This is a genomic window from Methylacidiphilum infernorum V4, assembly GCF_000019665.1.
Lineage (GTDB): Bacteria > Verrucomicrobiota > Verrucomicrobiia > Methylacidiphilales > Methylacidiphilaceae > Methylacidiphilum > Methylacidiphilum infernorum.
This window is the reverse complement of sequence record NC_010794.1, coordinates 1,222,464-1,237,669: the sequence shown is the minus strand read 5'-3', so window position 1 is coordinate 1,237,669 and position 15,206 is coordinate 1,222,464. Positions and strand designations below refer to the sequence as shown.

Genomic DNA, 15,206 nt, shown 5'->3' with positions numbered 1-15,206 from the left:
TTCCTTTATAAAGGTAAATCCAGGATGGGATTGTTCTATGGAAAAAGAACGAACACCGATTGATAAAAAAAAGAAGAAGGTATGGATTTATAACATCTTCCCTCGGCTCCTGGGCAAAATTGAAAATTGGCAAAATCATCTTGATCGAATCATCTGGATGGGTTTTAAAGTCCTATTCATTAACCCGATCAGTCCTTCTGGAGCCTCTCACAGCCTTTATTCGATTTTAAATCCCAAGGCTATTTCTCCCGAATACGGATCGATAGAACAGTTTAAAGAATTTTTAAACCGCTGTCATGGCGAGGGCATCCTGGTCTGGCTTGATCTCGTAGCTAATCATGTTGCCATCGATTCTCCCTTGGTCAATGAACATCCAGATTGGTTCATTTGGGAGGGAGATCATCCCAAGAATCCGGGCTGTATAGACAACGGCCAGTGGATTAGTTGGAAAGATCTAGCCCAATTTAACTTTTCCAATCCCCACCTTATCGATTATTTAAAATCGGTGATCGAATATTGGCTATGGATAGGCGTAGATGGATTTCGAGCTGATTATGCTTACGGGGTTCCTCAAGAGATCTGGAAAGAACTTATTGCTCACGCCCATTCGGTCAATCCCGATGTTCAATTCTTTGGTGAAGCCCTAGGTTGCCCTCCTGAAGAGGTCGTTAAGGTAGCTAAAAGCGGTTTTGATTTTATGGCGAGTTCCATTTTTTGGTGGGATGGACAGCAGCCCTGGTGGCCGGAGCAGAGGGCTCTTTTTGAGAAAGAATCCATTAAGCTTGTAGGTTTTCCTGAAAGTCATGATACCCAAAGGTGTGCATCCTATGAAGAAGCGTTATTAAAATTGCAACGGGCTTATGAACAGAGTGAAGGCATATTGATTCCCGCCGGATTCGAATTTGGTTTTCGTAGAAAACTCGACGTGGTGAAAACGATCCCTCAATGGTGGTATGAAGAAATGCCGGGAAGGTGGAACTTGTCTTTAAAAATAAGACAATTAGCCTTGGGTTAAGCTTTTATTCTCTCATCCACCGGGCTTAAAGGAGCGCCATTCCAGTCTACATTCAGAACACTTTAGAGCTCCATAAACATTGTAGTAACTACTGTAACCCGTACTGGTATCGGATTTAGCTAGGGTCATTTCATCGTGAATATGGGCATGGCTGTGGCAAAGGGCTCGCCCGCAGGCGGCGCATGTCCCTCTTGCTTCTTCTTCACAAAACCAGCATTTCATAGTTTTTTATAGAGGGTTAAAACTTTACGTGGATGGTTTTAGCCTATAGTTAATAGGGATTAAAAACAAGATTTTTTTCTATGATTGCAATAGGTTCTATCCATCATGTCACTTTGACCGTAAATGATCTGGATATATCTATCCGGTTTTATACTCAGCTGCTTGGACTTCAACCGATTGAAAGACCTTCCTTTCCTTTTAAAGGAGCTTGGTTTAAAGTGGGAACCCAGCAACTGCACTTAATCGAGAGGGAAGAAAAACAACGAACATCAAGCCTGGTCATAAACCCCCAGCAACAGCATGTTGCTTTTCGAGTAAAAAACATTCAAAAGGCATTGCAATGGTTGAGGACAAACGGATACAAAGAAGATCACCCCGATCCTACTCAAAGGTTATTGGTCAACTTAGAGAGTCGAGCCGGTTTTCCCCAAATTTTCTTGTTCGATCCCGATGGCCATCTCCTTGAAATCAATGCTGAAGATAAAGGGGATTGAGTTTCTTTATCTGTTTTTTATGTTTATGCCATCGGCCTGGGGTAATCTTTTTTTCCTAGAATAAAAAAACCGGAATAACCCCAAGTAAACAGTTGATCCGACGGCCGCTCCAAGGCAGTCGGCAAACCAGTCGTAAAGGTCGCATTCCCTTCCAGGAACCATTCTCTGGTAGTTTTCGTCGAGGGCACCAAAAAGGGCTGTTAAAATTACCCCTTGGATAGTTCGAGTTGAAGCCCAGCTAAAGAGAAATCCAAGACCCGTATAGGCGACAACATGAAGGAGTTTATCGGAAAGATTGAATGTAATTTGAGCAACCGTTGTCCCGGGAAGGGAAGAAAGCATAAGGATCAGGTAGCAATAGAAAAAACAAAAAACCCAGCGTCCTCCATTCTTTTGCATATGAAAAAACGATAGGCTCAAAATATCTTCGAAAGAACGGAGAGGAAAGAAAATATTGCCAATAATCTAACGGGTTATCGGTTCATCCCCCAAAACCCATACCGTGGTAGTTTGGTTATGGTGGCCTACCGTTCCCGAAAGGGTATAGCCGGTCTCCCCGTAAGTTGAAGCTCCAATCAGAGGAACAGTTTCCCCAACGAGTTCCTTGACGGCTTTGACTTCCGCGCTTGCCGTTTGCAATCTTTCAGACTGTTGATGGCAAAGAATGCAGTTAAAAAAGACCAAAGCGGCAATTTTGCGGGGATATCCCGCGTCAGCTATGGCTCTTTGCACAGCTATTCGAACGGACTCTATACGGCTCTGCGGGTTAGCTTCAAGAAGTGAGACTCCGGAGCCTTGAGGAATTTCAGAGAAGAAAACTATAGAGCCGTCCTTTTGAATTGCGGCTGGACTATGGACATGCCAATAGCCACTTACCGGTTCGACTATCCCAAAGGGATGACTGTTAAAAGCTTTTGAGGCTTCTTGCCAGCCGGCAGATTGCGTCAGTTCCGTGTACACATCGGCTGCGATCCTGTTGTTTAACGAATAGACAACTCTTCCCGAACTTTCCGTAACGAAGGCCCCCTTGCCGGCGATGGGCTGAAAAGCGTTAGCTATACCTACTCCGTTTTTCAGGGTTGAGGCGAGAGCAAGAACGGACAAGGCATTTTTTTCAGCTCTTTCTTCGGCATAACAGTAGGTTTCTGTAACTCGCTCCAGGTAAAGAGCATCGGCACCGCTACCGCCGACTATCCTGACTCCTCGACCAACAAATTCACAGACGCCTTTTAAACATTTCTCTTCAGATCCGATATGAGAATGGGCTATGAGAAGAGAAAAAGGGGTTGCTTTAAGCATTTCTGAAGGCTTTCTTCCCGATAGGCCTAGGTAAAGGAGTTCCGGATTAAACTTTAACCCTTCAAAAGCGCAATCTACGACTTCTTTGGCCGATTTTTCCGGGTATTCATCGTCCATCTTTCCCATGGCCACGTTAGAGAGGAGGACATCTCCCAGGGGTTCAACGGCGAGGAGAAAAATACCTCCACAAGTCATCGTCTCTTGAATACCGTTGAATTCACCTGCGCTGGAGAGCCCCCAGAGATGACCCTGTAAAGATTGCTTTATAGCTCGGACACATTGCTTTTGGTCCAGTGAACTTGAGACGAAACAGATGGAAAACTCCGGCTGTCTAATTCCCTGGCGGTACAAAGATTCAACGACTTCATAAGGAGTTTGACCATAAGCCAGCCCGGTTTTGACAAGAGCAGAAGAGCTGATATTCATAGGAGAAGAACGAGTCGGTTGAAAAAGAAATCAAAAAAACTTGCAGTTATGTTAGCAAGCTAAAAGCCAGGCATACAAGAATTTTTACACCTGTCCTTATAGCTTGGGAAATAATCCTCTGAGAGAGAGTAAATTTTTGATTTTTTTTATTTATGGGAAATAAAGGATTATAGGAATCGTAGCCGATCAAGATTTTTAGTATTTATGATTCCCGTAGCGGATACCATTACCAGTAGAAAGATTCCTTTTGTGAATCTTTGCTTGATTTTGGTCAACGTCATCGTTTTTCTTTACGAACTGAGCTTGGGGAAAAGTTTAAACAATTTTTTCTTGGATTATGGGAATGTTCCTGTGCGCTTTGTTTACTGGACTGATTTTGGAGGGCAATTTTGGGATTTTAAACGCTTTTTTCCCCTTTTAAGTTCGATGTTTCTCCATGGAGGATTTTTGCATATAGCTGGGAACATGGTTTATCTTTGGATCTTTGGAGACAACGTGGAAGATCGCTTGGGGCATTTGGGTTACTTATTTTTTTATATCCTGGGAGGGATTGTCTCTGAAATCGTTCAGATCCTTTCAGATCCCCATTCAACCTTGCCTATTATAGGCGCCTCGGGGGCAATTGCCTCAATTTTAGGCGCTTATTTTGTGTTTTATCCTTACAGTAGAGTCATTACTCTTCTTCCTGTTTTCGGTTGGTATACCTTCGTTGAAATTCCCGCTCTTTTCTATCTTGGATTTTGGTTTTTAATGCAGATATTCAGTGGAACGTTTTTGTCGATGAGTCCTGAGAGCTTCTCATCTGGAGGAGTCGCCTGGTGGGCTCACGCTGGGGGCTTTGGGGTAGGCGCTTTAATAGGTTGGCTGATAAAGAAGTCTTTCCCAGTCGAGGAGTAAATAACCGGAGTGAGCTTTTTAAAAGCTCAAAAAAAAAGCGGCTTTCTCTCTTTTTAAGAAAGAAGCCGCCGTAGACAAACTTAAAGACTAGGCACTTTTCAATGCTTCTTCGACTCCCTTAGTGGTGCTTCCCACGGTATAAGAGTGGGCTCCTGTTCCGGCCAGTTTTCCCCCTTTGACGATGAGATATTCCTCGCGAATGGGACGGCCTTCGAAAAAGCATTCGAGGATTTCTCTGGTCCCCGCGGCATATCGGGCTTGAGCCGAAAGCGTTGTTCCAGAATAGTGAGGGGTCATCCCGTTGTAGGGCATGGTCCTCCAAGGATGGTCGGCAGGAGGAGGTTGAGGAAACCAAACATCTCCGGCATAGGCAGCAATTTTTCCACTTTGCACGGCCCTTACCAGAGCGTCACGATCGCAGATCTTTCCCCTGGCCGTATTCACAAGGAAGGTTCCCCGTTTGCACTTCTCGAAAAGCCGGTCGTTAAAAAGATGTTCAGTAGAAGGATGCAAAGGACAATTAATGGTAATGACATCACAGTGGGGAACCATGTCATAAACATCGGGATGATAGGTCACTCCAAGCTCCCTTTCAATTTCGGCGGGCAGCCGGTGCGTATCGGTATAATGAAGATGAACATCAAAAGGTTTTAACCTTCTTAGCACCGCAAGACCGATTCTTCCTGCAGCCACTGTTCCAACATGCATTCCCTCTAGATCATAGGCTCTGACAGCACAATCGGCAATATTCCATCCCCCTTTAACCGCCCATTCATGAGAAGGGAGATAATTTCTCACAAGGGATAGAATCATCATTACCACATGTTCGGCTACACTGATGCTATTCGAATAGGTAATCTCGGCTACGGTTATTCCCGCTTCAATTGCAGCTTGGATATCCACGTGATCTGACCCTATGCCCGCTGTTATAGCCAACTTTAAGTTTTTAGCTTTCTTGATTCTTTCCGGGGTAAGGTAGGCGGGCCAAAAGGGCTGGGATATAACGACATCAGCGTCGGGAAGTTCTTTTTCAAAAACGGAGTTTGGCCCATCTTTGTCCGAGGTGACGATGAACTCATGACCAAGGCTTTCAAGGTACTTTCTTAGGCCTAAACCCCCGGAGACTGAACCTAAAAGTTCGCCGGGAACAAAGTCTATTCCCTTGGGATTGGGAACGGTTTGTCCTCCAGGATACGATTCGATTTTAGGAATCGAATCACGGATATAAGACTTCGGATAGCCATCGACAGGATCGGGATAAAGAACACAAAGAACTTTTGCCATATTTTTCTCCTTTGGTTTGATTAATAAAATTTATAGACTTGATCAGGCTATAAGTAAACAAAATATTTTAAAATATTTTATTTTTAATAATATTTAAAATTCATCAAACATATTAATTATATGATAAAATATTTTATAATTGCTAAAAGCCTATTAATTCAGCTTTTTCGGATGTTTCATTAAAGGATGTAACCGTGGAAAACCCTATGGTAATTGTAAGGGATTAGAGGAGATCAAGGAACTGTTTCCCTGAACCCTTTTGGGAGAAAGCATCTCTATTGTTGAATTCCTTGGGCGGCCTATAATGGATAAAAACGAGGAGTCATGGAACAGGACCGGCAAACTTTTTATTCTTTGCTCCAACAGCAGGGGATAAGCAGAAGAAGTTTTATCAAGTTTTGTACCCTTTCAGCATTTAGCTTGGGCTTGGGAGTAGAGGTGATTCCGGAGATTGTCCATGCCTTTGAAACCAAGCCGCGGATTCCTGTCCTATGGTTGCATGGCCTTGAATGTACCTGTTGTTCCGAATCGTTTATTCGTTCTGGACATCCCTTGGTCAAAGACGTCCTCCTTTCCATGATTTCCTTGGATTATGATGATACACTCATGGCCGCTGCGGGTGAGCAGGCCGAAAAGTCTTTACGCCAGACGGTCGAAAATTATAAGGGTCAATACCTCCTGGCTGTTGAAGGGAATCCTCCTACCAAGGAAGAGGGAATGTTTTGTATTGTTGGAGGAAAACCTTTCATTGAACAGTTGAAATGGGCTGCAAAAGACGCAAAGGCGATTATCGCTTGGGGCAGTTGTGCTTCTTCAGGCTGTGTTCAAGCAGCAAAACCCAATCCTACGGGAGCCACCCCTATCCATGAAATTATAAAGGATAAACCGGTTATCCGCGTTCCCGGTTGTCCTCCCATCGCCGAAGTCATGACTGGAATTATTACCTATATGGTCACCTTTGATCGTTTGCCCGAGCTGGATTATCGCAATAGGCCAAAAATGTTTTATAGCCAGAGGATCCATGATAAGTGCTACAGGCGTGGACATTATGATGCAGGCCAATTTGTGGAGCGCTGGGACGACGAAGGAGCAAAAAAAGGCTATTGCTTGTACAAGGTAGGCTGCCGTGGTCCTACGACTTATAATGCTTGTTCTACGACCCGGTGGAATGGTGGGGTATCCTTTCCTATTCAAGCTGGACATGGATGTATTGGCTGTTCAGAAGACGGATTTTGGGATAATGGCCCTTTTTACAGCCGGCTGTCCCAAATCAAGCTCCTTGGGGTAGAGACCGATGCCGATAAGATTGGATTTAGTCTTCTCGGGGGAGCAGCAGCAGCTATGGCGGTGCATGCCCTAGCCAGCGGGGTATTTAAAAAGAAAAAAGAAAAAGCGGTTTCTCAATCTCCGGAAAGTGAATCTTTAAAAAAACAGCAAGGAAAAAATGGAGACCAATCTGAAGAAAACTCCTGAGGGATTTACATTAGATAAATCGGGAAGAAGAATTATAGTCGACCCGGTAACGAGGATCGAAGGGCACCTGCGATGTGAAGTCAATGTCGATTCAGCCAACGTAATTCGCAATGCGGTTTCCAGTGGTACAATGTGGCGGGGCATTGAACTCATTGTAAAAGGGAGGGATCCAAGGGATGTCTGGGCCTTCACCCAGAGGATATGTGGAGTCTGCACGGGCGTTCATGCTCTGGCTTCTGTAAGGGCTGTAGAAAATGCATTGGGCATAACCATTCCCGAAAATGCCCACTTTATCCGCACGATCATGCACCTGACACAAATGGTTCATGATCATCTCGTGCATTTTTACCATCTGCATGCCTTGGACTGGGTAGATATCGTGGGTGCCTTAAAGGCCGATCCCAAAAATACGGCTGAAATTGCCCAAAAAATTTCCGATTATCCTCTTTCTTCACCCGGTTATTTTTCCGATGTGCAAAATCGACTGAAGCAGTTTGTAGAAAGCGGCCAGCTGGGGTTATTCAAAAATGGGTATTGGGGTCATCCCGCTTATCAATTGCCTCCTGAAGTCGATCTCTTGGCCGTTGCCCATTACCTTGAAGCCCTCGATTTCCAGAGAAAGATTGTAAAAATTCATGCCGTTTTTGGTGGTAAAAATCCTCATCCAAACTGGCTAGTGGGGGGGGTGCCCTGTGCGATTAACATTGATGAAACCATGGGATCAGGGGCTCCCGTAAATATCAGCCAGCTCAACTTGGTCTCTTCGATCATTGATAGAACTGTTGAGTTCGTTGAGCAGGTCTACTTGCCCGACATTTTAGCTATTGGTTCTTACTACAAAAATTGGCTTTATGGTGGGGGGCTGTCTTCTAAAAATGTTCTTTCTTATGGAGAAGTCCCTGACAAGGCAAACGACTATTCAGCCGCTAACCTTTTGATTCCTCGTGGAGCAATTATCAATGGAGATTTAAAAAATATTCATGAGGTGGATCTCAGAGATATCGCCCAAATTCAAGAATATGTTTATCATTCCTGGTATGAATATCCCGATCCCACTCAAAGCCGGCATCCGTGGGATGGAATTACCGAACCGCACTTTGTTTTAGGACCAAATGCAAAGGGGAGCAAAACAAACATCGAACAGTTGGATGAAGAAGGAAAATATTCCTGGATCAAAGCTCCACGTTTCAAAGGCCGGGCCATGGAAGTGGGTCCTTTAGCTCGGTTTATTATCGGCTATGCTTCAGGCAAAGAGGATTTCAAAGAACCTATCCAAAGGGCTTTGAGTCGATTAGAACTTCCTTTTGAAGCCATGTTCTCGACTTTAGGTCGCACCCTGGCTAGGGCCTTAGAGGCAGAATGGTGTGCAAAGATGTTGAAGCGGTTTTTCCAAAGGCTTATCCGCAATATCTATTCGGGACAGTTGTCTACGGCGGATACCACTAAATGGGATCCCCAAAGTTGGCCTCTAGAAGCCAAAGGAGTAGGTTTTGTGGAGGCCCCAAGAGGATCATTAGGCCATTGGATCCGCATTAAAAATGGAAAGATAGAAAATTACCAGGCAGTCGTTCCTACGACTTGGAATGGATCACCCCGCGATCCCCAAGGAAATATAGGCGCTTTTGAGGCCTCCCTTCTTGGTACTCCATTAGCTAAGCCTGAAGAACCCCTTGAAATCCTGCGGACACTGCATAGCTTTGATCCTTGTCTGGCTTGCTCTACTCATGTAATCAACCTTGAGGGAAGGAAGCTGGCAAAGCTAAGAGTGGTCTAAAAAAGAGCCATGTCAACAACTAAAGAAAAAAAGTGTGTTACAAAAGCTGTTTATGTTTATGAAGCTCCACTCAGGTTGTGGCATTGGATTAACGCAATTTCGGTTTTTGTTTTAGCCCTGAGTGGGTATTTTATTGCCCATCCTCCCCCAAGCATCGGGGGAGAAGCTTTTGGTCATTTCAATTTTGCTTACATTAGGTATACCCATTTTGTTGCTGCCCTGGTCTTTGATGTTGGCCTAATAGTGAGAATATACTGGGCCTTGGTAGGGAATAGGTTTGGAAGGGATTTTCTTCTTTTGCCTCTTTTTGATAAGTGCTTTTGGCAAGAAGTAATAAAGAAGATGAGGTGGTATCTTTTTCTTGATAAAGAACCCCAAATCTATGTCGAAGCGGATCCCTTAAACCGGCTCACTACTTTTTTAGTCTTTCTTCTTGACTGGTTTATGCTCCTGACGGGATTAGCCCTGTTTGGTGAAATGGAAGGGATGGGAAGCTGGGCTTATTACCTGTTTACAATTTGGATCATTCCTCTTTTTGGCAGCAGCCAGACTCTCCATACCTTTCACCATCTCGGGATGTGGCTTTTTGCCGCTTTTATCGTTGTCCATGTTTACGTCGTGATTAGGGAGGATATCCTGGGTAGAGTAACGGTTATTGAAACGATGATCAATGGCTGGAGAACGATACGCAATGGCCGACTTTAAGAAGTAAACCCATGCGTGATCTCCTTGAAAAAATCTATTTGTCTTTCCTTGAAGAAAGAGATGGGAAGAGGGTAGTCCAGGTTCCTTTTTGTGGGAATCGAGGCTCGGAGCTCTTATCCTATCTTCTTGAGGGAGGAGAAGTAGAAATGCATTTCGGCAGGAATTCAGGGCGGGTGGTCTTTGAAAGTAAAATTCCCGGTCTGTGGGCGACATGGCAGAGTGGAGAGCTTAAGTGTCTTGAAGTAGGAGAACTTCCTACTCTTTTATTAGAAGTTCAAGGTGATCTTCCCCTAATTCCTTCCTTTAACCTCGGAGAACTGTCAACTATTCGTCCCGGATTAATGAACGGCCCCTATATCCTTGTAGAAATCAGTCGGATTGCCCGGGAGCATGATTTCACCACACATCCAAGGGTTATCCCGTTAAACTTTTTACCCCTATCTTTAGCTGATCAAAAGCTCTTGGATGAGAAGTTGGGCCATGGAGAGTTAACTATTTGCATAAAGGGATATGGACAATGTTGGATTAAAAATACCCCTTATAGAAATATCTGGTGGGTTGAACACCTCAACGTAGAGGGAAAAAGCATTTTCAAATCCATCGAGATTACTTCTATTCCTTCCCTGATTAGAACGGCAAGGGAAGACATGGAAAGAGGACTTTCAAAAATAGAGAAACTCATGGAAAAAATGGACCATGAAATTCCTATTTGAGACATTAGGGACTGAAGGCTCGGATGAGTGGAGAAAAAAAGTCTTTAGCCCCATCCGAAGAGCCTTCTTTTTCGATTTTAGGTTTATGGTCAAGCTCGATACGCACGATGAGCCCGCTGGCCTGAACGATTTCTACCACAGCGGCGGGTTGATTTTTAGAAATTTCAATCACGGATTTTTTGGGAATCTTAAGCCTAGGGATCTCGGAGATAAAAATCGCGCTATCGTATCTCTCCCCAAAGGGAAAAATGATTCCGGCGCTGATTACCCCTTCGACAATTCTCCGGGTGGCAAGCCCTGCTTCATGAGCGATAAATAAACCTTCTTGTAGAGGGCTATCCACTGAAAATCGTCCATAGGTCCATGTATTCTGCGGATGCGGGCCTCTTTTTTTCAATGCTTTTTCGATGTCAGAAAAGTGGACGACAAGAGGTTCATCGTTGGCCTGCCCGGAACCAGAGCTTTCTTCGAACTGTTGCTCGTGGGCTAAGGTTCTCTGCTCTTGCGGTTTTCCTTTTTTGTTTTTTACCTTTTCGGCCTTGGGAATAGATAAAATGAGGGGTGATGCTGAAAGCCTTAGCCGGGCATAAAAAGAATTGGATTGAATCATTTCAAGCACTTCTGCAGGTTCAGTCCTTGTAATTTCAAACCGCGTTCCTTGTTTAATTGCGGGAATGGGAATATCGGTCTCGCAAACAGCTATCTGAACGATAACTTCTGTTGGCGAGACGGTAAAGGCGGATAGTTTTTGAAAAATACCATAGCTCAGCAGCTTGGGGAAACTGGCAGCAAACACCCCATCCTGAACCTCTTCCCATGCGGTAAATTTGCCATAAGTCCAGACATTGCGAGGTTTAGTACCCAAAGCAGACAATTTTTTGTGCAGTTCAGAAAAGGGGATAACTACCTCATGTGCATAAAGCCTAGGGACGGAGTTAAGGGTAAAAAGAGAGACTATTCCCAGGAGGTACAGGCAAAGAAAGTTAATCTTCCGGGGATGGCTTTTTATTAAATCTTTGTTTTTTTGAAAGCCCATTTTTTAACCTCGATACACGGTGCTATGGTTTATGAGAGGTTTCATTTAGTCTTTAATCTGAAGTTACTTACCTATTGTAAAGAGAAGTTTAATTTTTTGCATTGATGAAAAAACCGCATCGAAGCCTAGGGGAAAAAGAGAAGGGAAAGAAAAATACAAAACTTGAAGCTCATTTATCCATAAAAAATGGGTTTATAGCCTTGATCACTCTTTTGGCGATTTTTCTCTATCTTGTCCTTTCCTATGGTATTCGAGGGGGTTCTTCTTATGCCCGGATTCCTCTTCTTGTTTGCTATGTGATCTGTGGAATACCTTTAGTCGTCGGTTTGGGAGTTAAATTGCTTCGTTTCGAATTTGGTTCAGATCAACTAGCGGCCCTGTCTATCGTAGGGTCATTTCTTTTGGGTGAATACTTGGCTGGAGTGATAGTGATCTTAATGCTGAGTGGAGGCCGATTCCTAGAGCAGTTTGCCGTGGACCGGGCATCGGGCGTATTGAAAGTTTTAGCCGGGAGAATACCTAGGGTAGCCCATCTCAAGCTGCATTCTTCCGTAGAAGACATCGACTTAGGCGCGGTTGAAGTGGGAATGCCCCTTGTCGTTTTTCCTCATGAGATCTGTCCAGCGGACGGTGTAGTGATCGGAGGGAAATCGGTCATGGACGAAAGTTACTTAACCGGAGAGCCTTTCCTGATTCCAAAGACGATTGGCTCCCCGGTCATTTCTGGAGCGATCAATGGGGAGGATGCACTAACCATCCGCGTAGTAAACAAGCCTGAAGATTCACGGTATGCGAAAATTATGGCCGTGATTAAAAAATGTGAAGAAGAAAAACCCCGGATGCGAAGGCTGGCGGAACAGATCGGTGCCTATTTTACCCCTTTTGCAATAGCCGTTGCTACGTTAGCGGGGATAATTTCGGGTTTGCCTTTACGTTTTCTTTCGGTCATCATCATTGCTACCCCCTGTCCGCTGCTTTTAGCGGTTCCCGTGGCCATCATCGGTTCTATTTCTTTATGTGCACGCAGGGCTATTATTGTCAAGGATGGTCGAGCCTTAGAACAGGTTGAAAAGTGCAGGACCGCCATTTTTGATAAGACGGGCACTTTAACTTACGGCAAACCAAGACTCCAAGAAGAATTTTACTCTTCTTTCTTTCCACCTACTCTTGTATTCGATAGCGTTGCTAGCCTTGAACGCTATTCTAAACATCCCCTTGCGGTAGCCTTTTTAGAGGAAGCAAAAAAGAGAAAATCGAAGTTCATTGAAGTGAGCGAGGTTCATGAACCTCCGGGAAACGGTCTTTGGGGAAAGGTGGGCAAGAGGGATCTATGGATAACCGCCAGCTCAAAGTTGCCCGATCATATCGAGGGAAGGGACCAGATGCCCAAAACTTCAGGGGGACTGGAGTGCGTCGTAATTTTAGAAGGGAAATATGCAGCAACTTTCCGTTTCCGAGACTCCCCTCGAAAGGAGAGTAGACCATTTATTTCTCACCTAGCTTCAAAACATGGGATTAAAAACGTGCTGATCGTTTCAGGGGATAGAGAATCTGAAGTGCGTTATCTGGCTGAACAGGTCGGAGTTTCTTCTGTTTATGCTCAATGTAGCCCCGAAATGAAACTCGAAATAGTTAAGAAAGAAACAAAGAAGGCAAAAACACTATTTGTTGGAGACGGTATAAATGATGCCCCCGCGATGATGGCTGCAACGGTGGGGATAGCAATGGGGATAAACACAGATGTAACAGCCCAGGCCGCACAAGTCGTAGCTATGGAAAACAGCTTGATAAAGGTGGATGAATTTATGCATATAGGCAAGAGATTGAGGAAAATAGCCCTGCAAAGTGCCCTTATCGGTATTCTTTTGAGTTTGGCTGGAATGGCTGTAGCCGCAACCGGCAAGTTAACACCTGTAGAAGGAGCTGTTATTCAAGAAATAATCGATGTTTTATCGATTCTTAACGCTCTGCGGGCAGCGTTTCCTCCCCGCGTGTTGAAAGATTTTTAATTTTAAAATGAACTTCCCCTCTTTTAAGGGCTTTTTCTTTCTTCCTTTGCTTTAACTTGAGAAAGAGGGACAGATTATGGGGAAGATTAAAGCAGGATAACTAGGTTATTATTAAAAGGATGAAAATATGGAATCTGTGCTGTTAAGGGTCGCATGCTTGGACCCTTTTTTGCAACGGCAAAGGGCGGTAACGAATACCTTCCGGAAAGAACGATCATTATACCTGCAACTTAAGAAGAGAACAAAAAGGCTATGGCAATCCTGGAGTCTTTCGGCACAAAACGACGAGGGAAAGGACATGAGAGGGTGGCATTGCTTGAAGTCTTAAGAACGTTACTAAGGTAGAGATGCCTAGAGATGGATCTTCAAGATAATCCCTAAAAGGACAATCCCACCCATAACCAAGGCAAAATATTGGTTTAGAGTTTTGCCCAGTTCTTCAATTTTTGCTTCAAGCTTTTCGAGCCGAGCTTCTAATTTAAGCTTGAATTGGCTTTCCAGGTCCATGTTCGAATTTATACTTTCTTTTAGAAGGCTTTCAGCAAGAACCGATGAAAGAATTTCAGCCTGCTTGGCGGGCATTCCCGCTTCTTCGAGTTTCTTGGAAAGTTTCAAGGTATCAAAAAGGATGTGCATTGTTTTTCTTTTCTTTGTTCAAATTTATCCCTTTAATTATTCCTTGTTTCGATAAAAAACAGAAGAGAATTTCCTGGCATAAGACCTATTTTTAAAAAATTAAATAGCCAATAAAGGAGAAAAGAAGGCGGCCTTTTCCCCTTTTGGTTTTATTGGATTTGTTTCTTGGGGCAGGATTTCGGAAACGATAACCGAAAACTCATTGGGATTTTGCACCGTGGACAAAAGGTCTAAAGCGGGTTGCCCTCGCTAGCAAGCCTTTCGTAACTATCCGGTGAAGAGGCGGTGAGGAGTAGGGATAATAAAAGGGGTAAAGTATGAGGTTAAATTTTAAAAGATTTTATAGAATAAGGCCAATGATCATGAACATAGCTTGAGCAAGGGATGTTTTTTTTTTTTAAAGTTCGATGGAATCCCTTAAATTTGAGGAAAAGGAAGACCGAGTTGGGTATCATATACAACCGGTTCATCTTCAAAGCTAAGACTTTGCAAGGATAAAAAAGGACATATTATAGGGATATAGGGATAAAAAAAGGGATAAAAGCGACATCCTTTTCGTAGCAAACTCCTTAATGAATTATATTGAGCTATGAACCTCTACTTTATCCGTCATGCCACAGCCGAACCTAAAGCAGATAGCGATGCCCAGAGAAACTTGACCGCTGAAGGTAAAGAAGAAGCCAAATTATTAGGAAAAGGGTTAAAAAAACTGGGTATCAAACCCGATGAAATTTTAACCAGTCCTTTAAATCGGGCGGTTCAAACGGCTGAAATTATAGCGCAGGTGATGAAAATGGAAAAAAAACCGGTCGTTGTTCCGCAACTTGAAAACGGGCATTCTTCCTCCGAACTCCTCGAAGTCATTAAGAAATACGATAAGCAATCCTCCCTTTTTCTTGTCGGTCACATGCCTAGCCTTGCCGAGCATCTAGCGGAATTCCTCGGTGTAGGACGACCTCAAGCTTTTCCCCTAGATAAAGGGGGAATAGGAGCGATTCGGTCGGATGATCCTCTTCGGTTAGGCGCCTATGAACTGCGTTTTCTTTTGCGCCAGGCCCAGATCCGTAAATTGTAAAAAGCGGCTTGAACCGATAAATGGGAAGAGCTCCTCTTTTGCTTGTTCATGGATATTTTTGGGCTCATTGCGGTCGCTTCTGCTGGCAATTGCAGCTATGGAGAGAAGGGGGTGGACTCTTGTCGAAAGAAAAGAATGAACCGGGCCT

Annotated in this window: 15 protein-coding genes; 9 read left to right on the top strand and 6 right to left on the bottom strand. The window is 44.0% G+C overall.

What is annotated here, in order from left to right:
- Positions 1 to 37 precede the first annotated feature (37 nt).
- Complete coding sequence (locus MINF_RS05915; RefSeq protein ID WP_012463664.1) at positions 38 to 1,015, top strand: alpha-amylase family glycosyl hydrolase; 978 nt, start codon at positions 38 to 40, stop codon at positions 1,013 to 1,015.
- A 12-nt stretch (positions 1,016 to 1,027) separates the two neighbouring features.
- Here the strand turns inward: MINF_RS05915 and MINF_RS11185 are convergent, their stop codons facing one another.
- A complete protein-coding gene (locus MINF_RS11185; protein ID WP_148205162.1) occupies positions 1,028 to 1,237 on the bottom strand; it encodes a hypothetical protein in 210 nt (69 codons plus the stop codon).
- An 80-nt stretch (positions 1,238 to 1,317) separates the two neighbouring features.
- Here MINF_RS11185 and MINF_RS05910 point away from each other — a divergent pair, with 80 nt between their 5' ends.
- A complete protein-coding gene (locus MINF_RS05910) occupies positions 1,318 to 1,731 on the top strand; it encodes a VOC family protein (protein ID WP_012463663.1) in 414 nt (137 codons plus the stop codon).
- A 6-nt stretch (positions 1,732 to 1,737) separates the two neighbouring features.
- Here MINF_RS05910 and MINF_RS05905 read toward each other — a convergent pair whose 3' ends face one another.
- Together MINF_RS05905 and MINF_RS05900 are read right to left on the bottom strand one after the other, a co-directional pair.
- Entirely contained in the window at positions 1,738 to 2,073 is a 336-nt protein-coding gene (locus tag MINF_RS05905; protein WP_238523442.1) for a VanZ family protein, read from the bottom strand.
- Between the two features lie 123 nt (positions 2,074 to 2,196).
- The gene (locus tag MINF_RS05900) at positions 2,197 to 3,456 is read right to left on the bottom strand and encodes an FIST signal transduction protein (RefSeq protein WP_012463661.1); all 1,260 of its coding nucleotides are present in this window, start codon (positions 3,454 to 3,456) and stop codon (positions 2,197 to 2,199) included.
- 204 nt (positions 3,457 to 3,660) lie between these two features.
- Between MINF_RS05900 and MINF_RS05895 the strand changes: the two genes are divergently transcribed.
- Positions 3,661 to 4,353, top strand: coding sequence for a rhomboid family intramembrane serine protease (locus MINF_RS05895; RefSeq protein ID WP_012463660.1), 693 nt, complete (start codon positions 3,661 to 3,663; stop codon positions 4,351 to 4,353).
- An 87-nt stretch (positions 4,354 to 4,440) separates the two neighbouring features.
- Here the strand turns inward: MINF_RS05895 and MINF_RS05890 are convergent, their stop codons facing one another.
- Entirely contained in the window at positions 4,441 to 5,637 is a 1,197-nt protein-coding gene (locus MINF_RS05890) for an NAD-dependent formate dehydrogenase (protein WP_012463659.1), read from the bottom strand.
- A gap of 324 nt (positions 5,638 to 5,961) precedes the next feature.
- On the opposite strand from MINF_RS05890, the gene MINF_RS05885 reads away from it, so the two are divergent.
- The 4 genes from MINF_RS05885 to MINF_RS05870 are packed head-to-tail and all read left to right on the top strand — an operon-like array spanning position 5,962 to position 10,302.
- A complete protein-coding gene (locus MINF_RS05885) occupies positions 5,962 to 7,110 on the top strand; it encodes a hydrogenase small subunit (protein ID WP_048810203.1) in 1,149 nt (382 codons plus the stop codon).
- Positions 7,082 to 8,884 carry a nickel-dependent hydrogenase large subunit gene (locus MINF_RS05880; protein WP_012463656.1) on the top strand — a complete coding sequence of 601 codons (1,803 nt, stop codon included), beginning with the start codon at positions 7,082 to 7,084 and terminating at the stop codon, positions 8,882 to 8,884. The genes MINF_RS05885 and MINF_RS05880 overlap by 29 nt, the downstream gene beginning before the upstream one ends.
- 9 nt (positions 8,885 to 8,893) lie before the next feature.
- Positions 8,894 to 9,589: a Ni/Fe-hydrogenase, b-type cytochrome subunit gene (gene cybH, locus MINF_RS05875; protein ID WP_012463655.1), complete on the top strand. Its 696-nt coding sequence runs from the start codon at positions 8,894 to 8,896 to the stop codon at positions 9,587 to 9,589.
- 11 nt (positions 9,590 to 9,600) lie between these two features.
- Complete coding sequence (locus MINF_RS05870) at positions 9,601 to 10,302, top strand: hydrogenase expression/formation C-terminal domain-containing protein (RefSeq protein ID WP_012463654.1); 702 nt, start codon at positions 9,601 to 9,603, stop codon at positions 10,300 to 10,302.
- 4 nt (positions 10,303 to 10,306) lie between these two features.
- Here MINF_RS05870 and MINF_RS05865 read toward each other — a convergent pair whose 3' ends face one another.
- A complete protein-coding gene (locus MINF_RS05865; RefSeq protein ID WP_012463653.1) occupies positions 10,307 to 11,338 on the bottom strand; it encodes a hypothetical protein in 1,032 nt (343 codons plus the stop codon).
- 104 nt (positions 11,339 to 11,442) lie between these two features.
- On the opposite strand from MINF_RS05865, the gene MINF_RS05860 reads away from it, so the two are divergent.
- Positions 11,443 to 13,347, top strand: a complete 1,905-nt coding sequence (locus MINF_RS05860; protein ID WP_079200427.1) for a heavy metal translocating P-type ATPase — start codon at positions 11,443 to 11,445, stop codon at positions 13,345 to 13,347.
- Positions 13,348 to 13,698: 351 nt separating this feature from the next.
- Here the strand turns inward: MINF_RS05860 and MINF_RS05855 are convergent, their stop codons facing one another.
- Positions 13,699 to 13,983, bottom strand: a complete 285-nt coding sequence (locus MINF_RS05855; RefSeq protein WP_012463651.1) for a hypothetical protein — start codon at positions 13,981 to 13,983, stop codon at positions 13,699 to 13,701.
- 589 nt (positions 13,984 to 14,572) lie between these two features.
- On the opposite strand from MINF_RS05855, the gene sixA reads away from it, so the two are divergent.
- Positions 14,573 to 15,058, top strand: a complete 486-nt coding sequence (gene sixA / locus MINF_RS05850) for a phosphohistidine phosphatase SixA (protein ID WP_012463649.1) — start codon at positions 14,573 to 14,575, stop codon at positions 15,056 to 15,058.
- The last annotated feature ends 148 nt before the right edge of the window (positions 15,059 to 15,206 follow it).